This window comes from Sorangium sp. So ce131, from assembly GCF_051519095.1.
Classification (GTDB): domain Bacteria; phylum Myxococcota_A; class Polyangia; order Polyangiales; family Polyangiaceae; genus Sorangium.
Window position 1 is genome coordinate 13,615,571 of record NZ_CP150455.1, and the last position, 25,855, is coordinate 13,641,425.

19 protein-coding genes are annotated in these 25,855 nt (G+C 72.7%); 14 read left to right on the forward strand and 5 right to left on the reverse strand.

Annotated features, from left to right (window positions below):
- The first annotated feature begins 449 nt into the window (after positions 1 to 449).
- From WMF43_RS49535 to WMF43_RS49545, 3 genes are all read left to right on the forward strand, one after another.
- Positions 450 to 932: a hypothetical protein gene (locus WMF43_RS49535; protein ID WP_437675921.1), complete on the forward strand. Its 483-nt coding sequence runs from the start codon at positions 450 to 452 to the stop codon at positions 930 to 932.
- Positions 933 to 1,132: 200 nt separating this feature from the next.
- Positions 1,133 to 1,978: an exonuclease domain-containing protein gene (locus WMF43_RS49540; RefSeq protein ID WP_437675923.1), complete on the forward strand. Its 846-nt coding sequence runs from the start codon at positions 1,133 to 1,135 to the stop codon at positions 1,976 to 1,978.
- A gap of 298 nt (positions 1,979 to 2,276) precedes the next feature.
- Complete coding sequence (locus tag WMF43_RS49545; RefSeq protein ID WP_437675925.1) at positions 2,277 to 2,813, forward strand: GrpB family protein; 537 nt, start codon at positions 2,277 to 2,279, stop codon at positions 2,811 to 2,813.
- Positions 2,814 to 2,999: 186 nt separating this feature from the next.
- Here WMF43_RS49545 and WMF43_RS49550 read toward each other — a convergent pair whose 3' ends face one another.
- Entirely contained in the window at positions 3,000 to 3,764 is a 765-nt protein-coding gene (locus WMF43_RS49550; RefSeq protein ID WP_437675927.1) for a glutathione S-transferase N-terminal domain-containing protein, read from the reverse strand.
- A gap of 213 nt (positions 3,765 to 3,977) precedes the next feature.
- Between WMF43_RS49550 and WMF43_RS49555 the strand changes: the two genes are divergently transcribed.
- From WMF43_RS49555 to WMF43_RS49590, 8 genes are all read left to right on the forward strand, one after another.
- Entirely contained in the window at positions 3,978 to 5,087 is a 1,110-nt protein-coding gene (locus WMF43_RS49555; protein ID WP_437675928.1) for a hypothetical protein, read from the forward strand.
- Positions 5,088 to 5,568: 481 nt separating this feature from the next.
- Entirely contained in the window at positions 5,569 to 7,071 is a 1,503-nt protein-coding gene (locus WMF43_RS49560) for a hypothetical protein (RefSeq protein WP_437675930.1), read from the forward strand.
- Positions 7,072 to 7,739: 668 nt separating this feature from the next.
- On the forward strand, positions 7,740 to 8,822 hold the full coding sequence (locus WMF43_RS49565) for an SDR family NAD(P)-dependent oxidoreductase (protein ID WP_437675932.1): 1,083 nt from the start codon (positions 7,740 to 7,742) through the stop codon (positions 8,820 to 8,822).
- 120 nt (positions 8,823 to 8,942) lie between these two features.
- Positions 8,943 to 9,944: a UDP-glucuronic acid decarboxylase family protein gene (locus WMF43_RS49570; RefSeq protein WP_437675934.1), complete on the forward strand. Its 1,002-nt coding sequence runs from the start codon at positions 8,943 to 8,945 to the stop codon at positions 9,942 to 9,944.
- 173 nt (positions 9,945 to 10,117) lie between these two features.
- On the forward strand, positions 10,118 to 10,606 hold the full coding sequence (locus WMF43_RS49575; protein ID WP_437675936.1) for a GFA family protein: 489 nt from the start codon (positions 10,118 to 10,120) through the stop codon (positions 10,604 to 10,606).
- A gap of 32 nt (positions 10,607 to 10,638) precedes the next feature.
- Positions 10,639 to 12,228, forward strand: a complete 1,590-nt coding sequence (locus tag WMF43_RS49580) for a hypothetical protein (protein WP_437675937.1) — start codon at positions 10,639 to 10,641, stop codon at positions 12,226 to 12,228.
- Between the two features lie 266 nt (positions 12,229 to 12,494).
- The gene (locus tag WMF43_RS49585) at positions 12,495 to 13,334 is read left to right on the forward strand and encodes a hypothetical protein (RefSeq protein WP_437675939.1); all 840 of its coding nucleotides are present in this window, start codon (positions 12,495 to 12,497) and stop codon (positions 13,332 to 13,334) included.
- Between the two features lie 368 nt (positions 13,335 to 13,702).
- Positions 13,703 to 17,563, forward strand: a complete 3,861-nt coding sequence (locus tag WMF43_RS49590; protein WP_437675941.1) for a S8 family serine peptidase — start codon at positions 13,703 to 13,705, stop codon at positions 17,561 to 17,563.
- A gap of 144 nt (positions 17,564 to 17,707) precedes the next feature.
- On the opposite strand, the gene WMF43_RS49595 is transcribed toward WMF43_RS49590, so the two are convergent.
- Positions 17,708 to 18,601 (reverse strand): SDR family oxidoreductase, encoded by an 894-nt coding sequence (locus WMF43_RS49595; protein ID WP_437675942.1) that lies wholly within the window; start codon positions 18,599 to 18,601, stop codon positions 17,708 to 17,710.
- Positions 18,602 to 18,691: 90 nt separating this feature from the next.
- Here WMF43_RS49595 and WMF43_RS49600 point away from each other — a divergent pair, with 90 nt between their 5' ends.
- On the forward strand, positions 18,692 to 19,609 hold the full coding sequence (locus WMF43_RS49600; protein ID WP_437675944.1) for a LysR family transcriptional regulator: 918 nt from the start codon (positions 18,692 to 18,694) through the stop codon (positions 19,607 to 19,609).
- Positions 19,610 to 19,793: 184 nt separating this feature from the next.
- On the opposite strand, the gene WMF43_RS49605 is transcribed toward WMF43_RS49600, so the two are convergent.
- Together WMF43_RS49605 and WMF43_RS49610 are read right to left on the reverse strand one after the other, a co-directional pair.
- Positions 19,794 to 20,711 (reverse strand): NAD(P)-dependent oxidoreductase, encoded by a 918-nt coding sequence (locus WMF43_RS49605; RefSeq protein WP_437675946.1) that lies wholly within the window; start codon positions 20,709 to 20,711, stop codon positions 19,794 to 19,796.
- Between the two features lie 141 nt (positions 20,712 to 20,852).
- Positions 20,853 to 21,554 (reverse strand): DUF4291 domain-containing protein, encoded by a 702-nt coding sequence (locus tag WMF43_RS49610; RefSeq protein ID WP_437675947.1) that lies wholly within the window; start codon positions 21,552 to 21,554, stop codon positions 20,853 to 20,855.
- 98 nt (positions 21,555 to 21,652) lie between these two features.
- Between WMF43_RS49610 and WMF43_RS49615 the strand changes: the two genes are divergently transcribed.
- Positions 21,653 to 22,990, forward strand: coding sequence for a short-chain fatty acid transporter (locus WMF43_RS49615; RefSeq protein ID WP_437675949.1), 1,338 nt, complete (start codon positions 21,653 to 21,655; stop codon positions 22,988 to 22,990).
- 53 nt (positions 22,991 to 23,043) lie between these two features.
- A complete protein-coding gene (locus tag WMF43_RS49620) occupies positions 23,044 to 23,973 on the forward strand; it encodes a phosphatase PAP2 family protein (protein ID WP_437675951.1) in 930 nt (309 codons plus the stop codon).
- 108 nt (positions 23,974 to 24,081) lie between these two features.
- Here the strand turns inward: WMF43_RS49620 and WMF43_RS49625 are convergent, their stop codons facing one another.
- Positions 24,082 to 25,833, reverse strand: coding sequence for a sensor histidine kinase (locus tag WMF43_RS49625; protein ID WP_437675953.1), 1,752 nt, complete (start codon positions 25,831 to 25,833; stop codon positions 24,082 to 24,084).
- Between the last annotated feature and the right edge of the window lie 22 nt (positions 25,834 to 25,855).

A 25,855-nucleotide genomic window follows, 5' to 3' on the forward strand; every position in this document is an offset into this window, starting at 1 on the left:
AGTGTTCGCCGTAACTCTCGCGCACGCGCCTCGCGGATTCGACTCCGGGTTCGATACCGGGCGCCTCCACTGAGAAGACACGACGAGAGCCGTGTCTTTACTTCTTTCGTGTGCCCTGCGTGTGCCCTGACAAATTTCAGCAGAGGTGGATTGCTTCGCAGTCGGATGTAGTTGGGACCACCAGGAGGGGCGCGGCAGGTGACGCCACGGTACGGGGCTCCACGGAGCTCCACGGCGGGCACCAAGTCGGCGGGGCGGATGCCCGGGTCCGAGTCTGCGTGCTGGCGCAGCCCGGGGCCTAACGAGCGGACGCTGCTGCGCGGGGACGTAGGCGGCGGGCGGGATCCCTGCCCTGTCGGCCGGACCCCCGGACCCAGGCCGCGCCCACCCATCGAGCGCATGCCCGGTCTTGACACGGGACGGCATATCCGCTGGCCTCGCAGAGTGGGGTGGCCATCGTGGTAGCTGTATCGTCTGCAAGGACCGAGGAGATTCCCTCGGACGCGTGCGCTGAGCTGCGCGCAGCCGGCGCTCCCAAGAGCGGAAAAGCCATCTCAACCCGCAAGAAACCTCAGGCAGAGACCGAGCTGCTCGCGATCGCTAAGGAAATTCGTGTCCTCCTTCAGTCCTCCGCGACGAAGCCGCCGCTCGCTCAGAACCAGAACCCTGCCAAGAAGAAGGTTCTGTGGATCGATGACTACCCGACGAACAACGAGCATCTCATAAAGGCCTACCGTAGCCGTGGTCTCTACTTCGATCTCGTCATCGATAACGATCAAGCTGTCGAACGACTGCAGAGCAACAAGTATGATCTAGTGATCACCGACATGAAGCACGAGTCGGACAAGGAGGCCGGTCTCCATCTGCTCCGCTGGCTAAGAAAGCACCCTCCTCCCTGCGGGAGCAACGGAGGCAGAGGCACCTCCGCTTGACACGGGACGGTATATCGGATGGCCTCGAAGAAGGTGGTGGCCCTGAAGGCAGCGGGAGAAGCAGCAAGGCTCGAGCGGTGTCTCACGCACACGCGTCTTCAGGTGAACGCTTCCCCGCTCCCGCTCTCTCCTGCCTGCGTCACCGGCCATGTTGTTTCGACTATCCCAACTGAATATTCGTGAGGCAAAAGGAGCAGTGGATGAGCTTCGTAGTGATTGACGTCGAAACGGCGAATCCCGATCTGTCGAGCATCTGTCAAGTTGGTGTCGCTTCCTTTCAGGATGGCAAGCTGCACGAGTCGTGGGGTTCGTTGGTCAATCCAGATGACTTCTTTCATGCGATAAACATCTCTATTCATGGCATCAGCGAGGCCTCTGTTCGCTCTGCCCCGAAGTGGGCCGCGATTCATGAAGCACTGAGGCCTTGGTTGACCCAACGCCTTGTGGTCAGTCATACCACGTTTGATCGTGCTGCGTTGCTGCGCGCGTGTCAAAAACACGGCCTCGCCCCGCACCAATGCAGGTGGCTTGATTCGGCGAAAATCGCAAGACGTGCGTGGCCATCATTCTCTAGGTCGGGGTACGGTCTCGCGAACGTTGCAAATCAACTTGGCATCATGTTTCGCCATCACGACGCGCAGGAAGACGCACGCGCAGCCGGCGAGATCGTACTCCGCGCAGCCGCTGACACAGGGCTCAGCGTTGAACAATGGATCGAGCGCGTACTCCAGCCAATCAACCTGCCGGCTCCGCTGGAAGCAAATCCCAATGGGTCGCTCTACGGCGAGGTGTTGGTCTTTACAGGCACGCTGTCACTTCCGCGCCGTGAGGCTGCTGCAGCCGCATCGGCTGCAGGTTGTGAAGTCACTGACAGCGTAACGAAACGCACCACGCTGCTGGTCGTCGGCGATCAGGACATACGTCGCCTCGCAGGTGACGAAAAGAGTTCAAAGCACCGGAAAGCCGAGGAGCTCATCGCCAAGGGGCAGAACATTCGCATCCTGTGCGAAAGCGACTTTGAACACCTCTTGCGGTCTGCTTCGTGAATCCTGAAGATCTCCACCCTGCCTAGGTGACGGCCGGGTCAGCAGAGTCAGGACATGTACGGGTACGCCGCCGTCGGTTGAGCACGGCAGCAGGGCGGCGGCGACCTCGGCGGAGCCGCGAGAATGCTGTCCTGAAATGTATCGGCTGGATTACTCGTGCGCCGGTTGTCCCCAGCCCGAAAACGACAGCTGGAACTCTCCGCGAAACCGGGTTTGACATCCGCCCCTCGCACGATAACTTGAGCGGCATCCACGACGCTGTCCAACCCTGGGTAGTTGCGCATTTCGAGGTATTCCCATGACCGAAAACGAGTCCTTGGAACGTGCAATCCACGAAGAGGTGGCGCTCGTCCCCTATGACCCGCAGTGGCCGGCGCTGTTCGCCGCCGAGCGCGCGCGTCTCCTGACCCTGTTCCCGTCCCAGCTGCTCGACGTGCAGCACTTCGGGAGCACGGCCATCCCGGGCATGCCCGCCAAGCCGATCATCGATCTCCTGGCTGGGGTCGAGTCTATGCCGGTCGCGGACTCGCTCGTCGCCCCGCTGCTCGACTCGGCTTACACGACGTCCGCCGAGTTCAACGCCACCCTGACGGATCGTCGCTGGTTCATGCGCTGGTCGGACGGCCGGCGCACTCACCACCTGCACGTCGTCGTCCTTGATGGTCCCGAGTGGCGCCGCCGGTTGCGCTTCCGCGATGTGCTGCGCTCCGACGCGGAGCTCGCGAAGCGCTACGCTCTTCTCAAGGAGGAGTTAGCGGCCCAGCACCGTACGGACAGGGAGGCGTATACACGCGCCAAGACTGACTTCGTCCTCTCCGTGGTAGGAGACGTATAACCCGCTCCACCGATCGGACAATCCTCCAGCCGAGGGCCCGCTGGTCGCCTGCCGCTTGTACTGTGCCCCGCGGTCCCGTTGCCAGGCAGCCACGGCCGCCAGCTCCCCCGGCTCTACCTCATCCATGCACGGCTGCGGCGCCCCGCCTGTCGCCGCAGCCTCCGCCCGCCCCACGCCGCCCGCGCCTCACGCCGCCGGCGCGGCCGTCCTGAAGGCGCGGTACAGCTCGTCGCGCCACGCGATCACGTCGGCGTAGCGCTCACGCAGCTCGGGGTCGGTGAAGCACCGCCGGCTGGCGTCGCCGAGCTTCAGCTCTGCCGGCGGCCCCCCGAACACGAGCGCCTGGGCCGCCGCGATATCGGCGAACGTGAGCTGCCCGAAGAGCGTCTTCACCGCCCCTCCGGACGGCGCCTTCGCCAGCGCCGCGCGGAGCTCCTCCAGCACCTCGATCTGCGTCCGCCGGTGCGTCTCCCCGTCGGCCTCGTGCCCGCCGTACTTCCGGAGCGTGCGCCCGACGCCCATGTGCCCGATCCGCGACGCCAAGGGACCGAGCGCGCGGCGGAGCGGCGGCGGCGCCATCTCGGCGAGCGCCTCGTCGTCGGACAACATGCGGACCAGCGAGCGGGCGCGCCCGGCGGCGAGCGCGCGCTCCGACAGCTCCACGAAGCGCGCGATCGCGGCCTCGTGCTCGGGAGGGAACAGCGTCGGACCGGCGCCCTGCCCGTCGGCCCAGCGCGCGATGTTCGCCGAGTCCTCGATGACGCGCCCGTCGCCCGTCGTGAGCACCGGCACGCTGACCCGCCCCGTCAGCCGACGGACCTTCAGCCGGAGCGCCGGCTCGCCGATCAACGGCAGGTAGTGGCGGAAGGTGTACGGCACGCGCCGGACGTCGAGCGCCCAGCGCGCCTTCTCCGTCCACGGCGAGAACACGAGTCCCAGCAGCTCGGTCATGATGTCCGCAGCCTACCATCCGCGGAGGCGCGTCGTGTCGGAGAAGGCGGCGGATGCCGACGACGAAGCCTCCTCATCTCCTGCCGGAGCGACCCCGGCGAGGCGCCCGTGTGGGGTGCGCCGGTGGCGTGCCGCCGGTCCTGCCCGACCTCCGCCGCCCGTCGCGCGGCCGGCCTTGACCCGCCGTCGCACGGCCGGCGTAGAATCGCCCCGATGCTCGCCGTGCACTGCCCGCGCTGCGGGCGCCCTGCGCCGGTGTCCCTCGCCAGCCCGGATCTCATGGCCTGCGCGGCCTGCCATTACCGCGGCCCGCCGCCCGGGGAGGCCTCGCAGGGCATGCGCGCAGCGGCGCACGTGCTGTTCCAGACCGACGTCCGCCGCCGCCAGCTCTCGGAGGCGCTGCGGCGGACGCTGGCCACGGCGTCGCGCCGGCACGCGCGGCTGCTCGTCGTGTTCGCGCTCGCGGCGGTGCCCGTCACCGGGTTCTGCGCGATCATGCTCCTCGGGATGTGGGTCAGCCCCAACACCGAGGGCAACCTCGTCATGGGCGCGATGACGGTGGCGGCGTGGCTCGGCACGGTCGGCACCGGCGCGGCCGTGCTCGCGTTCGTGCGCCGCCGGCAGCGGCGGATCGAGGAGGCGTGCGCCGCGCGCCCCCCCGCCGCTCCGGGCGAGCCGGCCGCGTGCCACGTGTGCGGCGCCCCGCTCGACGGCGGCCACGGCGGCGATGGCGCGATCGCGCGCTGCGGCTTCTGCGCCGCCGACAACCTCGTCGCGCCGGCCGTCCTGGAGCGGGCGCGCGCCCGCCACGTCGTCATCCTGGAGTCCTTCGAGCGCGCCGTGAGCGCCGAGCTCGCCGCCTTCAGCCGGGCGACGTCCGGCGCCGCCGCGGCGGTCGTGGCGATCGCGCTGGCGGTCCCGGCCGCCGTGTTCGTCATCACCATGATCGTCGTGATCACGGCGGAGTCGAGGCGCGTGCCGGTGGACGCAACGGTGCGCTACGCGGTCGTCGGCACGCCCGTCGGACAGTGTGTCGGGAAAATTGCGGTGCGAGAGGACGGGAGCACGGTGGTGCTGTTCGGCTCGTTCCGGCGCGATGAGCTGCCCGAGGAGCAGGTGATCGCACCGGGGTCTCCGATCGAGGACCTGGCGCCGGGCGCTTTCGTCGGCCGCGCCGTGACCTCCAAGGGGGGCGCCGGCGTGGTCGTTGAGGTGTTCTCGTCGCCGCTCACGGGCAACACCGCCGAGGTCCGGCGCGACGATGGGACCTCGTTCAACAGCAGCATCGCCGGGCTGTGCCTCGACGCCCGGCCGGCGAGATAAGCGCCTGCGAGGGCGCTGGGAGGCCCCGCGCCGGATAACGCGCGCGCGGGCGCATGTGCTTTGTGCTTGCGGAGCGCTGTGCTTGCGGAGCGCTGTGCTGCGGCGCACGTGAGCTTGCGGAGCGCTGTGCTGCGGAGCGCGTGAGGTTGCGGCGCGCGCGTGCTTGCCGTCTGGCGCTGCAGGGGCGTTGGCCGCCTTTCCATGGATTGGCCGCCCTTCCGAGAGCCACACCTCCGAGTCCCACGGTGGATATCCTGCGGCGTGGGAGAGCCCGAACTCGAGCGTTCGATTCGTGCTTCCCTCCCGAGCGCGCGCTCGCGTCACCCTGCACGCTGGTACAGGCGGGCTCTTGGCGGCGGCGACTCACAGCGGAAACAGGCGCCCATGGGGACGCTCGGCCCATGGCCAGAAGTTAGTTGTTTCGCACCGGCGCCCTCCACGTATAGTGGAGGCCGTTGGTATCTACACCAGTGGAGACAAGATGAGCCAAGGCGGCTGGGGCGGAGGGGCAGGCGGCGGCGCGGGTGCGCCTCCTGGTGGTGGCGGTTTCGGGCAACCTCCGGGCGGTGGTGGTTACGGGCAGCCTCCTGGCGGCGCGGGCGCGCCTCCTGGCGGCGGTGGCTACGGGCAGCCCCCTGGCGGAGGCGGCTACGGGCAACCCCCTGGCGGAGGCGGCTACGGCCAACCTCCAGGCGGCGCGGGCGCGCCTCCCGGCGGCGGCTACGGCCAACCGCCCGGCGGCGGCTACGGCCAACCTCCAGGCGGCGCGGGCGCGCCTCCCGGCGGCGGCTACGGCCAACCTCCCGGCGGCGCGGGCGCGCCTCCCGGCGGCGGCTACGGGCAGCCTCCCGGCGGCGGCTACGGCCAACCTCCCGGCGGCGCGGGCGCGCCTCCCGGCGGCGGCTACGGGCAGCCTCCTGGTGGCGGTTACGGCCAACCTCCCGGCGGCGCGGGCGCGCCTCCCGGCGGCGGGTACGGCCAACCGCCCGGCGGCGGCTACGGCCAGCCTCCAGGCGGCGCAGGCGCGCCTCCCGGCGGCGGGTACGGCCAACCGCCCGGCGGAGGCGGCTACGGGCCGCCCCCGGGCGGCGGCGGCTACGGGTCGCCCCCAGGCGGCGGCTACGGGTCGCCTCCAGGCGGGGCGCCCCCGGGCGGCGGCGGCTGGGGTCAGCCGCCGGGGGGCGGCGGCTGGGGTCAGCCCCCGGGGGGCGGCGGTTATGGGCCACCCCCGGGCGGCGGCAGCTACGGGCCGCCCGGTTACGGCCAGCCGCCGGGCGGCGGGCCCGCTGGATACCCGCCGGGCTACGGGCCGGGCGCGGGCAACCCCTCGTCGTGGGGAGCGAGCGAGGCGGCATCCTTCGCCTGGGAGCACGTCAAGCGCGACCCGGTGAACCTCATCGCCGCCGTGTTCGTCGTCGGGTTCATCGCGGGCATCCCGGGCGGCATCGGCGGAGGCATCCAGTCGGCGCTCGCGCAGGACGCGCCGGGCCTGGGGTCGGCCATCCAGAGCGGCATGCAGCTGATCGGCATGGTGGTCAGCAGCTACCTGATGGGAGGCCTCTACAGCTTCGCCCTGAAGGTCGCCCGCGGACAGCCGTACGCATTCAACGACATCTTCAGCGGCGGGCGGTGGTTCCTCTCCATCCTCGGCGCACAGCTCCTCATGTCCCTGGCCATCGGCATCGGCTTCGTCCTGCTCATCGTCCCCGGCGTCATCGCCGCCCTGGGCCTGAGCATGACGATGCCGCTCATCGTCGACAGGAACCTGGGCGCCGTCGACGCGCTGAAGGAGAGCTGGCGGATCACGACGGGGCACAAGGGCGGCCTCTTCGCCTACGCCGCGATCGTCTTCGCGATCGTCCTCGTGGGCGTGATCGCCTGCTGCATCGGCGTGTTCGTGGCGTACCCGGTCGCCCTCCTCGGGCAGGTGTACATCTACCTTCGCCTGACGGGCCAGCCGACCGCGATCGCCACCCCGAAGTGATCCCTCGGGCGGGGACAACACCGCTCTCTTCTCCCCGCCTCCCCGCCTCCCCGCCTCCCCGCCTTCCCGCTCGATCCCGATCACCACGCGTAACCGGTCCTCGGCCGATCGCGCCGACGGCCAGGTAAACTGAGCCGGCTGACCGGAATGCCGGCGGCGCCGAGCTACAAGCGCGGACGGCGCGCCCGCTCGCGCGCTTCCGCCCCGCGCCGAGGCGGCTCACGCCCTCGTGGCACCGTCCCACGCCGCGCTCGTCGCAAGCTCGTCTCGCCCGTCGTCGTGGCACCGTCCGGCGCCGCGCTCGTCGCAAGCTCGTCTCGCCCCGTCCACGTCCAGCGCCGAGATCCCCGCGCGACACACGGCCTGCGCCGGACTCCGGCCGATCCATACGCCGCTCCGCGTACCGCGGCGGGCCCGACGCCGGCGCAACGACAAAGCGGCTCTGATCGGATTGCGGGTCTCCACACCGCATGTTAATCGCTGTCTGCTCAAGGACTCCAGCGCGGCGCGGCGCGGCGCGGACCGGGTGGGGATATCGAACGTCGCGCGTCGGGCCGGCTCCTCCTCCAGGCGCTCGGCCTGCGCGCGCCGTCGCGCCCGGCCCGCTCGCCCGCGAGCTCGCCCGCTCGCGCCGCCCGCTGCTCGTCCTGACCGGAACGGAGCAAGATATGTCTAATGCTGTCCTGATCACGGGGGGAGCCGGCTTCATCGGCTCGAGCCTCGCCGATAGGCTGCTCCGCGAGGGGGAGCGCGTCATCGTCTTCGACAACCTCTCGCGCGCGTTCGTCGAGCGCAACGTCGACCTCCTCCGCGAGCACCACGGCGCCGGCGTGGACGTCCTGGTGAGCGACATCCGCGATCCACAGGCCGTGGACGACGCCGTGCGGCGGGCCTCGTTCGTCTTCCACCTCGCCGCGCAGGTCGCCGCCTCGCGGAGCGCCTCGGACCCGGCGCACGACTTCGAGGTGAACGCGCGCGGCACGCTCAACGTGCTCGAGGCCCTCCGGAAGATGCAGCACCCGCCGCCGCTCCTCTTCGCCTCCTCCCGCAAGGTCTACGGCGACCTGCGCGATCTGCCCCTCGCGCGGAACGGCGAGCGCTACCTGCCCCTCTGCGAGGCCGCGCGCGATCACGGCATCTCCGAGGCGCAGCCGCTCGATTTCCAGAGCCCCCACGGGTGCTCCAAGGGCGCCGCGGACCAGTACGTCCTCGACTACGCCCGCACCTTCGGCCTCCAGGCCGCCGTGCTCAGGATGAGCTGCGTCTACGGCCCCCGGCAGTTCGGGAGCGCGGATCAGGGGTGGATCGCCCACTTCATCGCGCGCGCCATCCGCCGCGACCCGATCACCCTGTACGGCGACGGGCTGCAGGTCCGAGACGCCCTGTTCATCGACGATCTGCTCGACGCCTTCCTCCTCGCGCGCCGCGAGATGCAGCGCGCGTCCGGCCGCGCCTACAACCTCGGGGGCGGCCCGGCGAGGGCCGTGAGCCTGATCGAGCTGCTCGATCTCGTCGCGGAGCTCGAGGGGCGCCCCGCGGCCGTCGCCTGCGCCCCCTCTCGCCCGGGCGACCCGCGGTATTACGTCTCCGACTGCCGCGCTTTCCAGGCGCTCACCGGCTGGGCGCCGCGCGTCGGCGTCCGCGACGGGCTGCGCGAGCTCCACACGTGGCGCCGCGGCGTCGAGGCGCGGCTCGGGTCCGTGTACGCGGACGGGCCTCTGATGATCGACCCGGGCGAGGCCGCCTCGTGAAGGCCGCGACGGCGACCGCCGCCCCGCCGCGGCGCGCCCGCGGCGATGTCCATGTCGGCGCGACACGCGCCTTCCGCGCGCCCCGCGGCGGGGCGGCGGAGCGACGACGGAGGTGTTCCGATGGCTGACGCGAACGCGAGATCGGTTGGGAAGAGCCTGCGTGTCCTGGTGACGGGGGGCGCCGGCTTCCTCGGCTCCCATTTGTGCGAGCGGCTGCTCGGGGAAGGCCACGAGGTGATCGCGCTCGACGACTTCTCCACGGGCTCGCCGGAGACCGTGGCCCACCTGATGCGCAACCCCCGGTTCTGGCTGGTGGAGCACGACGTCGCCCTGCCGTTCGATCACGAGGTCGACAGGATCTACCACCTCGCGTCGCCGGCGAGCCCGGCGCGCTACCAGCGCGATCCGGTGCGCACCACGATCACCAACGTCGCCGGCGCGCTGCACGCGCTGGAGTGCGCCGAGCGGCACGGCGCGCGGCTGCTCCAGGCGTCCACGAGCGAGGTCTACGGCGATCCGGAGGTGCACCCGCAGCCGGAGAGCTACCTCGGCCGGGTCAACCCGATCGGGGTGCGCGCCTGTTACGACGAGGGCAAGCGGTGCGCGGAGTCGCTGGTGATGGACTTCCACCGTCAGGGGAGGGCGTCGGCGAGGATCGCGCGGATCTTCAACACGTACGGGCCGCGCATGGCGGTCGACGACGGGCGGGTGGTGAGCACCTTCATCGTCCAGGCGCTCCGGGGCGAGGACATCACCGTCCACGGCAGCGGCGCGCAGACGCGGAGCTTCTGTTATGTCGACGACCTGGTGGAGGGGTGCCTGCGCCTCATGGAGCACCCGGCGGACGTGGGGCCCGTGAACCTGGGGAATCCGGCCGAGGTGACGGTGCTCGAGCTGGCGCAGGAGGTCCTCCGGCTGACCGGGAGCGCGAGCCGGATCGTGCACCGGCCGCTGCCGGAGGACGATCCGAGGCAGCGGAGGCCCGCGATCGATCTGGCGCGCCGGGTGCTCGGGTTCGAGCCGCGGGTGGCGCTGCGCCAGGGGCTCTGGTCGACGATCGAGAGCTTCCGCCGGGCGCTCGCGGGGGCGGGGGCGCCGCGGGCGGCGGCCATGGCGAGCTGACCGCCGCCGCGGCCGGCGCCCGCCCGGCGCGCGGGCCATCGCCGTCGAGGCGCCTGCCGCCTCGTGGCGCCCCGCCGCCGCGCATGCCAGCGTCTCTCCCGTCGAGGCGCCTGCCGCCTCGTGGCGCCCCGCCGCCGCGCATGCCAGCGTCTCTCCCGTGGAGGCTCTCGCCCATGGCGGAGGTTGAGCAAGAGACCGGATCGATCCCGATCACCGGCGGCTGCCAGTGCGGCCGCGTGCGGTACCGCGCCGACGCCATTCCGGGCCGCACCGGTTACTGCCATTGTCGCCAGTGCCAGCGCGCCTTCGGCAACGTCTTTGCCGTGCTCACGTCCGTCCGCCGCGCGACGCTCGCGTGGGACGGAATCGCGCCGACCTATTTCGTTTCATCACCCCTGGCGCGCCGCGGCTTCTGCGCCTCCTGCGGCACCCCTCTCACGTTCGAGTACCCCGACTCCGAGGTCGTCGAGATCGCGGTCGGTTCCTTGGACGATCCCGGCCTCGTGCGCCCCACGAGCCATTCCGGCGTCGAGAGCCAGGTCGCGTGGCTCGCCCTCGACGACGGCTTGCCGCGGCGTTGCACCGAGGACGACCCGGCCTATCGCGCGCGGTGCGCCGCGCTGTTGCCGAGCGGCGGCGCGGCATCCGGGCGCTTCGGTTGACGGCGCGCGCGGCAGGGCCCATGGAGCACTCCATGACTCCCGGCTTGGCTTCCGTCGCTCCGGTCCGCGGCGTCCTCGCGGCCGCCCTGCTCGGCGCCGCCTTCGCGAGCGCCGCGTGTTCGCCCGCCGAGCGCGATTTCCAGAGCGCCGGCGGCGCCGCCGGCACCGGCACCAGCTCGGCGCAGGGCACCGGCGGCGCGAGCGGCTCCGGCGGCGACGGCGGCTCCGGTGGAGGCGGCGGCGACGGCGGCGACGGCGGCGACGGCGGCTGCGACGGCGCGCTGTCTCCCGCGGAGGACGTGTGTGTGCTCCAGGACCGCCTCGGCATCTTCGTGGCCACGTCGGGGAACGACCTCAATCCCGGCACCCGGGTCGCGCCCGTAAAGACGCTTTCCAGGGCCATCGAGCTCGCCGCGCAGGGAAAGAAGCGCGTTTACGCGTGCGCCGAGGCATTCCACGAGCCGATCGACGTCCGGCCCGGCGTGGCGCTCTTCGGCGGCCTCGCGTGCGCGGGCCGATGGACGTGGATGGGCGACGGCGCAAAGACCACGGTCGCCACCGAGCCCGGCGTCGTGCCGGCGATCCTGCGCGGCGGCGAGGGAACGACGCGGATCGAGGATTTCTGGTTCCAGGCCTCTTCCGCGGTGGAGCCGGGCGGCTCATCCATCGCCGTGCTGGCCCTCGGCGCGACCGCCGAGCTGACCCGGTGCACGCTCGCCGCGGGCAACGGCGCGGCGGGCGGCCCTGCCGCGCCGGTCTCGCCGGCCGAGGGGGGACCGAACGGCGCGATCGGCACGCCCGCATGCCTCGGCGCGGGTCTGTCCTCGCCGCCCACGGTGAACCTGGCCTGTAGCGAGTCTGTCGGCGGCGCCGGCGGCGCATCTACGTCCGGCGCGGGCATACCGGGGATGGCCGGTTTGCCCGCGCTCGGCGGGGGCAATGGCGGCAATGCGGGCTGCGCGCCTGGAACGCCGGGCGCGAGGGGCGAGGACGGCGGGCCGGGCAAGGGCGGGGAGGGGCTCGGTCGCCTCACCACGACCGGTTACGAGGGCGCCGCGGGCGAGCGCGGCTCGCCGGGGCGACCCGGCCAGGGCGGGGGCGGCGGCGGCAGCACCGCCGGCGGCCTGTGCGTGCCGCAGCTGCTGAACCTGGCCGGCGCGAGCGGCGGAAGCGGCGGCGCCGGCGGGTGCGGCGGCGCGGGCGGCGCCGGCGGTCGTCCCGGGGGAGCGAGCATCGGGCTCGCGAGCGTGGGCGCGGCGCTGGTGCTCACCGACGTGCAGATCACGGCGGGCGACGGCGGCGCCGGCGGCGACGGCGGCGACGGTCAGCCCGGCGGCGAGGGCGGCGCCGGCGGCCCTGGAGGACCACCCAACGGCGGGGTGCAGGGCGGCTGTCCGGGCGGCGCCGGCGGCCCCGGCGGCGCGGGCGGCCCCGGCGGCGGCGGCGTGGGCGGCTCGTCCTTCGGGATCGCCCATGCCGGCGCGATCCCGAGGCAGAAGAGCGGCGTCGACATCGATGTGGGCGCGGCCGGCGAGGGCGGGCCAGGCGGCAACGCGAACGCCGCCGGCAATACGGGCAAACCCGGCGCGGCCGCTGCGGTGCAGGAGCTCGCGGGCGGCTGACATCGGCTGACATCGGCTGACGTCATGGGGCCCGCGCTGCGGGGCATCGCGCGGCGCCCCGGGCGCGACGCGCTCCACGAATCACCGCAGAGACATGCATGAGCCCGTTGTCCCCCAAAGGACGAAGGACGGCGCGGATCAAAAGCAGCTGTAAAATACTACGAGGTCTTCTTTCGACTCCTCCACGAGGACAAACTCCAGCCATCGACTCGTCCCGACTAGGTTATCGTGCGCGCCCACGACGGGATCTCGTGCAGGAGTTTTCCATGGAACGATCACGCTCAGGCAATGTTCGCAAGCTCGGCCTCCTCGGCCTCGGCTTTTCGCTCGCCGTCGCGGGCTGCAGCGACGATGAGAGCAGCGGTAACAGCGGCAGCACCGGCAACAGCACCACCACCACCACTGCCGCGAGCAGCGGCAGCGGCAGCGGCGGCACGGGCGGCGCCGGCGGCACGGGCGGCGCCGGCGGCACGGGGGGTGGCGGCAGCGACGGCGGCGGTGGCAACGGCGGCGGCGGAAGCAGCGCGGGGCCCTCGCTCAGCTTCTTCGTGTCGAGCTCCGGGAGCACGACCGCGAACCTGGGCGGGCTCGCCGGAGCGGATCGGCGGTGCCAGGAGCTGGCCGCCGCGGTCGGCGCCGGAGCGAGGACATGGCGCGCCTACCTCAGCGTCGAGAAGGGCCCGGACGACCAGCCGGTGCACGCCAGGGACCGGATCGGCGCGGGCCCCTGGTACAACGCGAAGCTCGAGCTCTTGGCCGCGAACCTCGAGGAGCTGCACACGAGGTTCGGCGATCACACGGTGTTCCTCGACGAAAAGGGCGAGATGGTGCCGGGCCAGTGGCCGGACTCCCCCCAGCCGAACCAGCACGATATCCTCACCGGCACGAACCGAGACGGCACCCTCAAGGTCGGTCAGACCTGCGAGGACTGGACGTCCGAGGACCCGAACCTCACCGCCTGGGTCGGGCACTCCGACGGGCTCGGCCCCATGCAGAGCATGGCCGACATGTACCGGCCGTGGAACTCGGTGCACGCGAACGGCAGCTGCGCCGACACCGCTCCGGCAGGCGGCAACGGCCGCGTCTACTGCTTCGCCGCGGAGTGAGCGGACGCCGGATGGACACACCGCACCGAGCTCGCGCCGACATCGTGGGTCAGGGCGCTGCCCACCGGCCGACTCCCCCCGGGCACCACGCCCGCGCAAATCAGGCGCGGAGTGCGGCCGAGATCACCGCGACAACATGGCATTGTATTGCTGCCAGGCTTCCTGAGCGCCGGCGCTCGCCTGAAACGGAGCAGCGCCGCCCGTGGACCGCCGAGGTGGTTGCGCGGAACATGCGCAAGTTGAGCCGCGCTCGCTCGAATTGATCGCCCCGGATCTGCGGCGCCCCGACGAGCGCGGCTCCGCTCTCCGGCGCGCACGCCTGCTGGCGCGCGGGTCGGCGTGGCGCGTCGGTTGCTGTGGCGGCCTGGATGATTTTTCCTCCCGCTCACCATCGCGGTCCACGGACCGCCCTCCCGCTGCTCCTCGCCGCCGCTTGCGCCTGGGGATGCGCCGACCCGGCCGGGTCGCCTGCGGTCGCGCCTGCGGGCGCCGAGCCCGCAGGCGACGCGGCCGCGCGCCCCGCCCTCGCGGAGGAGCGCTGGGCCTCGGCGTACGTCGTGCTCGAGGGCCCCTCCGTCATCGCCTCGCTCCCGCGCGGCAAGAGCGTCGCTTCCCCGGAGTCCCGCAAGATCGCGCGGGCGCGCTTCGAGGCGCTCGCGGGCGAGCACGCCCGGCTCCGCACGCAGCTCGAGGCCGAGGGCGCCGTGATCGTGGCCGACCTGCTCCGCGTGGCCAACGCCGTCCAGATCCGCGTCCCCGCGCGGGCCCTCGGCGCGATCGCCAAGCTGCCGCGCGTGGCCCGCGTCGAGCCGGCGCTGCCCGTGCGGCAGGCGCTGAGCGAGGCGGTCCCGCGGGTGGGCGCGCCGCCGCTCTGGGAGAGCGCCGCGGGGCTCGACGGGGCCGGGATCCGCATCGGGATCATCGACTCCGGCGTCGATTACCTCCACGCGCAGCTCGGCGGCGCCGGCTCACCCGCGGCGTACGCCGCGAACGACCGCGCGGCGGTCGAGCCGGGAACCTTCCCCACCAAGAAGGTCACCGGCGGGGTCGACCTCGTGGGCGACGACTACGACTCCCTCGGCCTGGTCGGCTCGCCGACCCCCGCGCCCGACGCCGATCCGCTCGACTGCAACGGACACGGCACCCATGTCGCCGGCATCGCGGCGGGCTCGGGCGTGCTGGACGGGGCCAGCTACCCGGGGCCCTACAACGCCTCGCTCGACCCGAGCGCGTTCGCGATCTTCCCCGGCGTCGCGCCGCGCGCCGAGATCTACGCGCTCAAGATCTTCGGCTGCGACGTCAGCGCCGAGACCGAGCTGCACATGGCCGCGTTCGAGCGCGCCGCCGATCCGGACGAGGACGGGGACGTGTCGGATCGCCTCGACGTGGTGAACGCCTCGTTCGGCAGAGCCTTCGCCTACACGTCGCCGCTCGAGGCCGAGGCCGTGAAGAACCTCACCGCGGCCGGGACCCTGCTCGTCGCGGCCGGCGGCAACTACGGGCACTACTTCGACGCGTACTTCACGACCACGGCGCCGGGCTCCTTGCCGGAGGCGCTCAGCGTGGCGGCCGCGCACCGGGACGCGAGCACGTCGACGTGGCTCGCGCTGACCGTCACCGCGCCGGCGGACGTCGCCGGGACCTACCCCCTGGCCACGACCCCGAAGGGCCCGCAGATCGGCGCCGTGGGGCCGATCGCGGCGGAGATCGTCCGGGCCGAGCCCGCGGACGGCTGCGCGCCCCTCGCCAACGCCGGCACGCTCGCGGGCAGGATCGCGATGATCGACCGCGGCGCCTGCCCGTACGACGTCAAGTACACCCACGCGGCCCAGGCGGGGGCGGCGGCGCTGCTCCTCGTCGACAACGTCGACATGAACTGGATGGACCAGCCGTTCTCGGCGTCGGGCGAGCCCGAGATGCCGGTCTTCATGCTGCGGTGGGCGCACGGCGAGAAGATCAAGCGGGCGCTGCCCGGCGCGCAGGCCGTCATCGACGCCGGCGTGACGCTGGATCTCACGCGCAGCGCCGACACCATCGCCGACTTCAGCTCCCGCGGCCCGAGCGCGGCGGACGGGCGGCTCAAGCCCGAGATCGCCGCGCCGGGGGCGGCGATCGTCTCGGCCGCGATGGGGACCGGCGGCGAGGGGCTCCCGCTCGGCGGGACCTCGATGGCCACGCCCGTGGTGAGCGGCGCGGCGGCGCTCGTGCGGCAGGCGCGTCCGGAGCTCGGCCCGCTCGAGATCAAGGAGCTGCTCATGAGCACCGCCGCGCCGGTCGTGGGCGCGGACGAGGTCCTGGTCCCCAGGTCGTTCACGGGGGCCGGCCGCGTGCAGGCGGACGCCGCCGCCTCCGCCGCGGTGAGCGCCCGCGTGGACGGCGAGCCGGGCGAGGTGGCGGTGTCCCTCGGCATCGTCCTCTCCACGGGCGCCGCCGAGGCAAGCCGCCGGGTGGTGATCACGAACCGCGGGGCCGCGCCGGTGACGCTCGCGGTCAACGTGAGGCAGGCCAAGCCGATCCCGAACGTGGACGTGACGGTCTCGCCCGCCGTGATCGCGGTCCCGGCGGGCGGCGCCGCGACCGTGGAGCTGACGCTCGCCGTGAGCGGACCCTTGCCTGACTTCTTCACCGATGGCTTCACGGGCCCGCTCTCGACGGTCCGCGTCGACGCTTCCGACGCGTGGCGCCCGCGGGTGCTGCTCACGGAGGCCTCGGGGCTGCTCGAGCTGGTGCCCGAGGGGCAGGCCGCCGCCGCGGCCGTGGTGCCGTACCACGCGGTCCTCCGCGGGGCCGAGGACCGGCGCGCGGAGGCGCCGGTCGGGTGCCGGCCCGGGCTCGGCGACGGGCTGATCTCGGTGCCCGTGAGCGGCATCGGGAGCACGCCGGAGCCGGTGATCACCGCCTTCGAGCTCGGCGCGACGAGCCCCGTGGACCCGGCGCTCCCGCCCCGCAACGACCTGGTGGCGGTGGGCGCGGCGACGAACCGGGTCGCCGCCGAGGAGCGCGGCGCGCCCGGGGACACCGTCGTGTATTTCGGCGTGGCCGTGGCCGGAGACTGGACCACGCCCGCGCGCGGGTACCTGTCCGACGTCGGGATCTACGTGGACGCCGACCTCGACGGCGTCGAGGATCACCTGGTCACGGTCGAGTCATACTGGGTCTGGGGGCCGGCGCCTTCCAACGTGCTCGCCTCGGACGCGCTGTTCACGCGCGTGCTCGATCTGGCGACGGGCGAGTACCTCCAGACGTCGCTCCCCGCCAACATCGAGCTGCCGCCCGCGGCCGGCGGGGTGTTCACCACGGGGGAGAAGACCTTCGCGACGCAGCCCTACTTCAACAACGTGCTCGTGCTGCCCGTGCGCCTCGCCGATCTCGGCGTGGACGCGGCCGGCGAGCCCGTCGAGATCGGGTACGCGGGCGTCTCCCGGGTGTCGCGCCTTGGCGCGGCGCTCTCGCTCGGGGGGATCGAGCCCGCGGACAGGACGCCGTGGGCGAGGTTCAACCCGTTCCAGCCGGAGCTGGACACGGCGGCCGAGGGCCACGAGGGGCAGCCGTTCTTCCCCGCGGCGGAGGCGCTGGCGATCCGCGCTGCCGGGGGAGGGGACGTGCTGCTCCTGCACCATGCGAACGTGCCCGCGCGGCGGTACGAGATCGTCCGCCTCTCGGAGGCGGCCACGCTGGAGGAGGGCGACCTCTCCGCGGCGATCGCCGGGCCGCGGCGGGCCATCCGCGCGGGTGCGCCCTTCGAGGCGACGGTCACGGTGACGAACGAGGGGCCGACGGCCCGGGCGGGAGCCTCGGTGACGGTGGAGGTCACGGGCGCGCGGGTGGCGGCGATGTCGGGGCCGTCGGGCTGCGCCGGCGGGCGCTGCGAGCTCGGCGATCTCGCGCCCGGCGCGGCGGCGACCGTCAGGGTCGTCGCGGCGGCGACCGGGGCCGAGGTGCGGATCTCCGCGAGCGCGTCGGGCGCGAGCGCCTGCGATCCGGAGCCCGGCAATGACACCGCGGCGATTGCGCTGCCCGTGAGGCCCTCGCCGCACACCGAGCCTGGGCCTGGGCCCGGGCCTGGGCCTGGGCCCGGTGGCTCCTCGGGTCATGACGGCGGCGGCAGCGGCTGCCGCGCGGCAGCCGTCGGCGCGGCGGGCGAAAGCGCGGAGGGCGCCGGGTGGGCGGCGGCCGTGGCGGCGCTCGGCGTGCTGGCGCGGCGGCGGCGCCCGGCGCTCCGGGGTTGACCCGGCGCGCTGGCGCGGCGGCGGCGCCCGGCGCTTCGGGGTTGACCCGGCGCGCTGGCGCGGCGGCGCCGCCGCCCCTCGCTCCTTCCCAGGTGATTCCCGGCGTTCGGCCCCTGCCGCCGCGGCCGCGACCGCGACGCGGGGTCAGGCCGCGACCGCTCCGCGCAGGGCAGCCACGTGGCGCGCGAGGAAGCTCTGCACGTCCTCGGCGGGCTCGCCGGTGAGCTCCTCGACCGCGTTCGTGGCCACATCCAGCGTGCCGCGAGCGATCCCCTCGTCGAAGGAGGCGAAGAGCGTGGCCATCGCCGCGGGCAGGCCAGCCTGCCGCATGCCCTGCTCCAGCGCTTCGCGCGGGATGGGGACGTACGCGATCGGCTTGCCCGTGAGCTCCGAGGTGATCCGGGCGATCTCGCCCTGAGAGAGCGCTGCCGGGCCGGTGATATCGAGCACGCGCTTGCCGTCGAAGTCGGCCGCGAGCGCTGCGGCCGCGGCGCGGGCGCAGTCCTCGCGCGTGACGTAGCCGGTCCTGCCGTCGCCGGCCGCGGCGACGAGCTGGCCCGTCGCCAGCGCGCGTTGCAGCGAGCCGAGGAGGAGATCGGCGTAGAGGTTGTTGCGCAGGACGGTGGCGCCGAGCCCGCTCTCTGCGAGCGCGTCCTCGGTGCCCTGGTGGTCGGGCGCGATCGCGATCGGCGAGCCCGGCCCGGGGTTGGTCAGGGACGTGTAGACCACGTGCTGCACGCCCGCCTTCACCGCGGCCTCGATCGCGCTCCGGTGCTGCGCGAGGCGCCGGCCCGGGCGATCCAGCGCGTCGGTGCTGATGAGCAGCAGCCGCGCCGCGCCGGCGAACGCCTCCGCGAGCGAAGCGGGCGCGTCGAAGTCCGCGCGCCGCACCTCGACGCCGCGGTCGCGGAGCTCGCCGAGCTTCTCCGGGTGCCGGGTCGTGACGATGAGGGGACGCGCGCCCTGCGCGAGCAAGAGATCGACGACGCGCCGCCCGAGCTGACCGCCGGCGCCGGTGATGAGGAGAGGCTGAGACATGAGGAGAGCTCCTTGTGACGGGGTGCAATGGATGTTTGTGCCTGTCTCGGTTCCGGCGCAATGATACAAAATGGGCTACTATGTTCCGGAATGGGAACAATGGATTTGAACCACCTCTCCGTCTTCGCGGCGGTGGCCGAGACGGCGAGCTTCACGGCGGCGGCGCGCCGGCTGGGGGTGCCCAAGTCGACGGTCAGCCGGGCTGTCGCCTCGCTGGAGGCGTCGCTCGGCGTGCGCCTCTTGCAGCGGACGACGCGCAGCGTGGCGCTCACGACGGCCGGGCAGGCGCTCGTCGATCGCCTGGGCTCACGGCTCAGGGCGTTGACGGAGGCGCTCGAAGGGCTCCCGGAGCTCGCGGATGAGCCGTCGGGCTCGCTCCGCCTGACCGCGACGGCGGACTTTGGCACCGAGGTGGTGGCGGAGATCCTCGCCGGCTTCTGCCGCCGCTACCCGCGCATCACGGTGGAGATGCACCTGGCGACCCGGCCCGTGGATCTGGTGAAGGAGGGTTACGACGCTGCCTTCCGGTTCCTCGGGAACAAGCCCCGGGACTCGACGCTGGTCGCGCGCAAGGTGGGCGAGCTGAGCCTGCAGTTCTACGCCTCGCCGGCGTACCTGGCCGCGCGGGGCACGCCGAGGTCCGTGGACGATCTGTCGGAGCACGACTGCGTGGCGATCGCGGGGACGAGCCCGTTCGCGCGCGGCGGGGTGTCGGGCGCCGGTGCGCGGCTCCACCTCCGGCTGGTCGCGGACGACGGGTTCTTCGTGCGCGAGGCGGTGCGCCACGGCATGGGGATCGGCCTCCTCCCCGCCTTCCTTGCTCAGCAGGACGTGCTCGCCGGATCGCTCGTCCGCGTGCTGCCGCGCTGGACGACGCCGATGGGCGGCGTCTTCCTCGTGTTCCCGAGCGGCCGGCACCTGCCGAAGAAGACGATCGCGCTGCGCGATCACGTGGTGGAGGCGCTGCGCGTGCAGAAGGCGCGTGGAGGTCGCGCCGGCGAGGGCTAGAGCGTTGTCGCCGAAGCTCGTCCCCGGTTCGGCCCGTCAGAAGTCTTGGCAGGGATCACGGCGAGAGAAGAGAGATTTCAACGCGAGGACGCAAGGGCACCAAAACACAGATAAAATTCTGGTTTGCGCCTTTGCGCCTTTGCGTTGAAATCTCTTGGGATCCGAAGATAACCTCCGCCGCTGGTCAGCCGCGGGCCTGATCCTGAATGGCGTTGAACACGGCGGCCATCTCATCGGCGCCGTGGCCGAGCTGCAATGCACGTTTGAAGTAGGACAGGATGAGCTCCGGGATACGCCGGTCGATGTTGTTCTCCCGGCTGAGGCGCGCGATGTGCTCGAGGGCGCCCGCGTGAATGTCCAGCGTGCAGTCGGTCCCCTTGAAATCGCCGGTGGACAGCATCTTCTTGCACATGTCGGCGGTGATCGAGACGAGCGGCATGATCGCCTGAAGCGAGGCGAAGTACGCGTCGAGGGGAAACTTCTCCGACGCGCAGATCGCCGCCCCGTGCAGGAACGACAGCGTCGCGCCGTAATAGCTCTCCAGGAGAGCGCAGTCGAGCGTCGCCGCGGCCCCGATCGGCTCGCCGACGTGGGACGTCGCCCCGCCGAGGACGCGCAGCGTCGCCTGGTGGCGGTCGTAGATCTCCTTGGGACCCGAGTAGAACACCGGCGTCTGTTCACCACCGATGTAGCTGGGGTAAGCCAGGATGCATCCGTCCAGGTAGTTGATCCCGAGGTCCGACGTCCAGGCCGCCCCGCTGCGAGCATCGTTGGGCGTGCCGCTGGTCAGCTGTACCAGCGTCCGGCCCTTCGCGGCCTCGGCCACGAGGGGAGTGCGCAGGACCTGGTCGCTTACTTCGTAGTTGAGCAGCGAGATGATCGTCAGGTCGCTCTCGCCGCATGCCTGCTCGGGCGTCGCCGCCACCTTCGCCTGGCCCTGAAACGGCTCTGCCTTGCTGTGGGTTCGGTTCCATACCGTCACCCGATGACCGGCGTTGATGTAGGAGCGCGCCAGCGCGGCGCCCATCTGACCCAAACCAACGATGGACACGGTCTCTTTGTGCGACATGCTCTCTCTCTCTTCTTTCCTGTGGTCGCCCACGTGTATCCGAGCTCGCGCTCCTCACCCGCTGTTGGAGCACAGTCGATTCAATTGGGGGGCCGATGTCTGCTCCGGGAGCGCTGAACCAGGAAGGCGGCAGGCCCGAGGGGGGGCAGCTCTGCAACACCTCTTGCCGACACCCTACGACGCCGCGTCCCCCTCCTCGATCCCGACGCGCCGCGCGACCTCCGCGTCCCCCGGCCGATACACCGCCTCGCGGGGCGTCCACAGCGCGTCCCGATCCCGGCGCAAAATGTCGCGCTGCTCCGCCACGAAGCCGGAGATGTCCTCCACGCCCACGGTCCATTGCTCGGCGAACCTCCGCAGCGTCGCGCCCCGCAGCCCGAGCTGGATCGCGCGGCGCGTGACCGGCGCCCCCGACGGGTGGTGGTCAGGATCCCACTGGAGGCGCACGTCCGAGCGGTGGAGCGCGGCCTTCCACGCCTCCTCGCTCGGGTACAGCGCGGGCACGAAGCCCGACGGCACCGCCGCCGCGAGGATCTCGTCGAACCCCGAGCGCCGGACGCGGATGGCGAGCACGGCCTCCTGGTCCTGCTTCGTGCCCCAGCCCGAGCGGAACATCATCCAGAGGAAGTTCGGCTTGATCCAGCTCATGCGCCCGAAGCTGAACTCCGCGCCTCCGAGCCGCTGATGCGCGACCGCGTGCCGCGCGATCGAGGGGCGGTATGCCTGATACACCACCACCGTCTCGGCGTCGAACTGCGCGAGGATGTGGCGACCCGCCGCGGGCCAGCGGGCGGCCTGCTCGGCATACGGCGCGATCTCGATCGTCCCCAGCTTGCTCGACTCGGTCACCGTCACCGCCACCGCGCTCGCCCTCATCGGCCCGCCGCGTCCGCCGCCGCGAGGCCTTCCCCAGCATAACCCGTCCGTGCTACGGCGGGCGGAGGAAGACCGAAGAACCCACCGCGGAGGGAGCCGTGGACATCCTCGTTCGAATCGCGGACGCGCTGGGGCGCTTCAGCGCGCGTTACGTGCCCTCCGCCTTCGCCATCGCGGTCCTTCTCACGCTGCTCGCGTTCGTGCTCGGGCTCACGTGGGCGGGCGCGGGGCCGATGGAGGTCGTGAAGGGCTGGGGCAGCGGCTTCTGGGAGCTGCTCTCGTTCTCCATGCAGATGGCGCTGGTCATGTTCAGCGGCTATCTCCTCGCGCTCACCGGGCCCGTGCGCGCGGCGCTGGAGCGGGTGGCCGCGCTCGCCGCCACCCCGCGTCGCGCGGTGATGCTGATGGCGTTCGTCTCCATGGCGCTCTCCTATCTGAACTGGGGCCTCTCGCTGGTCGCCTCCGCGATGCTCGTGCGCTTCGTGGTCCGGCGGCAGCCCGACGTGGACTACCGCCTCCTGGTCGCCTGCGCGTACTTCGGCATGGGCGCGACATGGCACTCCGGCTTCTCCGCCTCCGCGCCGCTGCTCGTCGCCACGCCCGGCCATTTCCTCGAGAAGACCACCGGCGTGATCCCCGTCGACCAGACGTTGCTCTCCGGCTTCAACGTGGCGCTCCTCCTCGCCGTCGTCGCCGTGATGACGGTGCTCGCGGGGCTGCTCCACCCGGCGCCGGATCACACGGTGAAGGTGGATCCGAGCGTGGTGGAGGGCTTCGGCCGGTTCGAGCCGCCCGCGCGACCGCCCGCGCCGTCGCTCGCGGCCCTGCTCGACCACTCTCCCGCGCTGAACCTGCTCTTCGGCGCCGCGGGGCTGGTCTACGCGGCGACCGTGCTGTGGAGCGGCTGGAAGAACATCAACATCAACTCGGTCAACTTCATCTTCCTCACGCTCGCCGTCCTCCTGCACGGCACGCCGGCGCGGCTGCTCAAGGCCTCGGAGGAGGCGGCCGGCGTCCTGCACGGCATCGTCCTCCAGTTCCCGCTCTACGCCGGCATCTACGGCATCTTCAAGGCCACCGGGCTCACCGACCGCATCGGCGAGGCGTTCGTCGCCCTGAGCTCGCGCGAGACGTTCCCCGCCGTCGTCTACTGGTACAGCGGCATCGTCAACTACTTCGTCCCCTCCGGCGGCTCCAAATGGGCCATCGAGGCGCCGTACCTGCTCAAGGCCGCGTCCGATCTCGGCGTCGAGCCGCGCAAGGTCGTCCTGGCCTACGCGTGGGGAGACATGGCCACGGACCTCGTGCAGCCGTTCTGGGCGCTGCCGCTGCTCGCCGTCGCGCGCGTCGAGTTCAAGGAGCTGCTCGGGTTCCTGCTCCTCGCGTTCGTCGTCTACGCGCCCCTCGTCACCGCGGCGTTCCTCTTCTTCCTGTGACATCCGCGCCGCGGAGCGGATGGACCGGCGGGGCAGCATGCTAGAGCTCCGCCATGCAGGCGCTGGATCTTCACCCGGAGCAGCTCGCTGCGGCGGTCGGCGCGAGGCCGTTCCTGCTGCTCGCGCTGCTCGTGCTCGGGGCGGTGGGCTCCGTGCTCGGGCTCGTCGCGATCGCGCGGCTCGCGGATCGGCACGCCCGGGCGCTGTGGGCGCGCGCCGTGCGGGCCTTCCGGGCCGTGGCAGAGCACCCGGTCACGCGGCGGATCTCGGCCCGGTTCCCGGCGCTCGCGCGGGTGCTCCGCGGCGTGTCCGCCGACGAGTACCTCGTCCTCCACCTCGGCCTCGGGATGGCGCTCAGCCTGGCCGCGCTCCTGTTCATCGCGCTCGCCAACGCGGTGCACCAGGGCAACACGATCGTGACGGTCGACGTCGCGCTCTCGCGCGCGCTCTACGCCTCGTCCAGCGAGGCCGGCGTGGCCGCGCTCCGCGCCTTCACCCACCTCGGCAGCGGCTGGGCGCTCACCGTCCTCGGGATCGTCGTGGGCGCCGCCCTGCTATGGCGGCGCCACCGCGTGCTCGCGATCGGCTGGGCGATCGCGCTCGCCGGCGGCGGGCTCCTCAACGCCGCGCTCAAGGCCCTGTTCTCGCGGCCGCGGCCGACGTTCGACGATCCGCTCGCGGTCGCCCTCGGGTGGAGCTTCCCGAGCGGGCACTCGATGGGCACGTTCGTCGCCTTCGGCATGCTCTCGTACCTCGGCGTCCTGTTCGTCCGGACGCTCCGCGGGCGGCTCGCGCTCATCGCGCTCGCGCTCAGCTGGACCGTGGCGATGGGCTTCAGCCGCATGTACCTCGGCGTGCACTACCTGAGCGACGTGCTCGCCGGCTTCGCGGCCGGCACCGTGTGGCTGGCCGTCTGCATCTCGGGGATCGAGGTCGCGCGGCGCCGGCCCAGCAGGGTCGACGGCCGCCCGCTGCTCGACTGAGCGGTGCGAGGGGCGGCGTCACCCGGCGCCGAGGACCGTCGACCTCTCTGCCCGCCCCCCCGGCCCCCACGTCCCGACCCGAGCCCCTCCGCGCCGGCGCGCCGGCGATCACGGCGCCTCCGGCCCCCGCGGCCGCACGGTGGTGTCCGCGGGCGGCTTCTCCAGGAGGGGCGGCCCCCCGACGGGCAGCCAGATCTCGAACACCGCGCCGCCCTTCGTCGCCTTGCGGTAGCTGATCTCCCCGCCGTGCTCGAGCACGATCCGCTGCGCGATCGCGAGCCCGAGCCCCGTCCCCTTCTCCTTGCTGGTCGCGTACGGCTCGAACAGGCGCGGCACCATCTCCTCCGCCACCCCGGGCCCGTTGTCGCGCACCACGATCCGCACCCGATCGTTCGGCAGCGGGCCGACGGTCACCCCGACGCGCGGGTCGCTCCGGACCGCGCTCGCCGCGTCGAGCCCGTTCTGGACCAGGTTGGTGAGCACCTGGACGATCTGGTCCCGGTCGGCCTGGACCTTCGGGATCGGGTCGGCCGTGAGCTCCACCCGCGGCCGCCCCGCGCCGCCGGTCCCGGTCGACGTCGCCTCGCCCGGCGCCGCGTGCAGCGTCACCACCCCGCGCGCGATCGCCACGAGGTCGACCGGCTCGAGGTTCGGCGCCGGCAGGCGCGCGAACCGGGTGAACTCGGTCACGATGTTCGCGATCCGGTGCACCTCGCCCAGCACCGTCGACGTCGCCTCCTCGAAGTAGTCGTCGAACGCCGGGTCGTCGCGCTGCCGCAGCCGGCGCAGCGTCTCGACCGCGGCCCGGATCGGCGCGAGCGGGTTCTTGATCTCGTGGGCGATCTGGCGCGCCACCTCGCGCCGCGCCGCGATGCGCTCGGTCGCCGCCAGCCGCTTGCGCATCGCCGCGAGCTCGTCGATCGTCGCGTTGAACGCCGCCGCGAGATCCGCGAGCTCCCGCCCGCCGCGCCCCTCCACCCGCCGCGGCGCGCCGCCCATCACCTCGCGCGTCTCGCGGGCCAGCGCCACGAGCGGCCGCGAGAGGCTGCGCGCCAGCACCACCGCGATCCCGAGCGCGATCGCCAGCACCGTGGCGCCCGTCGCCGCGATCGCGCGATCCAGCCGGGCGAGCGCCTGCGTCAGCGGCGCGCGCGACACCGACGCGGCGACGCGCAGGCCCGGGACCTCCGCGACGTCGAGCACGCGCACGACCTCGGCCTCGCCGCCCGGCGGGGCGTCCCGCCCCTCGCCGAGCGCCGCGAGCCGCACGTGGTTCGTGGCGCCGATCCGGTCGAGCACCGGGCCGATCCGCCGCGCGCCCACGAGGCCGATCGTCACCCCGTGGCTCGTGAGGGCGCAGTGGACCTCCAGCGACGGCTCGCCGCCCGCCCTCGCCGGCCTGAGCCGCGGCGCGCCCCCGGGCGCCCGGATCAGCTCCGCCAGCCGCCGGTCGCGGGCGCCGAGCCGCGACGCGTCCTCGGCCCCGAGCACGCTCCCGTTGCCCGCCACGAGCGAGAGCTCGTCGAGGCGCAGCGCCTTCGCCTGGCTGGGCACCTGCCGGCGCAGGGCGATGCGGCTCGTCGGATCCATCGCGTCCGGGTCGCCCTTCGCCCGCTCGAGCTCGATGTGGGCCTTGTCGACGAACGTGTCGTGCTGGCAGAGCGGCGGCAGCAGATCGCGCAGCGCGTCGGCCTCCCACGCGAGCTGCTGCCGGACGCCGGTGTGCGCCGCGTCGATCCGATCGGCGAAGCCGCTCTCGATGATCTCGCGCGACGCCTCGCGCAAGGTCAGGCCGACGAACGCCGTCGCGATGATGGCGACGACCCCGAAGGCGAGCAGGAGGCGAGCGGCGAGGGGCATGGCGGGGCCGCCACGGCCGCCC

Coding starts and splice junctions, on each gene's coding strand:
- WMF43_RS49540 (WP_437675923.1), top strand. CDS start 1,133: ATGAGCTTCGTAGTGATTGACGTCGAAACGGCGAATCCCGATCTGTCG.
- WMF43_RS49545 (WP_437675925.1), top strand. CDS start 2,277: ATGACCGAAAACGAGTCCTTGGAACGTGCAATCCACGAAGAGGTGGCG.
- WMF43_RS49550 (WP_437675927.1), bottom strand. CDS start 3,764: ATGACCGAGCTGCTGGGACTCGTGTTCTCGCCGTGGACGGAGAAGGCG.
- WMF43_RS49555 (WP_437675928.1), top strand. CDS start 3,978: ATGCTCGCCGTGCACTGCCCGCGCTGCGGGCGCCCTGCGCCGGTGTCC.
- WMF43_RS49560 (WP_437675930.1), top strand. CDS start 5,569: ATGAGCCAAGGCGGCTGGGGCGGAGGGGCAGGCGGCGGCGCGGGTGCG.
- WMF43_RS49565 (WP_437675932.1), top strand. CDS start 7,740: ATGTCTAATGCTGTCCTGATCACGGGGGGAGCCGGCTTCATCGGCTCG.
- WMF43_RS49570 (WP_437675934.1), top strand. CDS start 8,943: ATGGCTGACGCGAACGCGAGATCGGTTGGGAAGAGCCTGCGTGTCCTG.
- WMF43_RS49575 (WP_437675936.1), top strand. CDS start 10,118: ATGGCGGAGGTTGAGCAAGAGACCGGATCGATCCCGATCACCGGCGGC.
- WMF43_RS49580 (WP_437675937.1), top strand. CDS start 10,639: ATGACTCCCGGCTTGGCTTCCGTCGCTCCGGTCCGCGGCGTCCTCGCG.
- WMF43_RS49585 (WP_437675939.1), top strand. CDS start 12,495: ATGGAACGATCACGCTCAGGCAATGTTCGCAAGCTCGGCCTCCTCGGC.
- WMF43_RS49590 (WP_437675941.1), top strand. CDS start 13,703: ATGATTTTTCCTCCCGCTCACCATCGCGGTCCACGGACCGCCCTCCCG.
- WMF43_RS49595 (WP_437675942.1), bottom strand. CDS start 18,601: ATGTCTCAGCCTCTCCTCATCACCGGCGCCGGCGGTCAGCTCGGGCGG.
- WMF43_RS49600 (WP_437675944.1), top strand. CDS start 18,692: ATGGGAACAATGGATTTGAACCACCTCTCCGTCTTCGCGGCGGTGGCC.
- WMF43_RS49610 (WP_437675947.1), bottom strand. CDS start 21,554: ATGAGGGCGAGCGCGGTGGCGGTGACGGTGACCGAGTCGAGCAAGCTG.
- WMF43_RS49620 (WP_437675951.1), top strand. CDS start 23,044: ATGCAGGCGCTGGATCTTCACCCGGAGCAGCTCGCTGCGGCGGTCGGC.
- WMF43_RS49625 (WP_437675953.1), bottom strand. CDS start 25,833: ATGCCCCTCGCCGCTCGCCTCCTGCTCGCCTTCGGGGTCGTCGCCATC.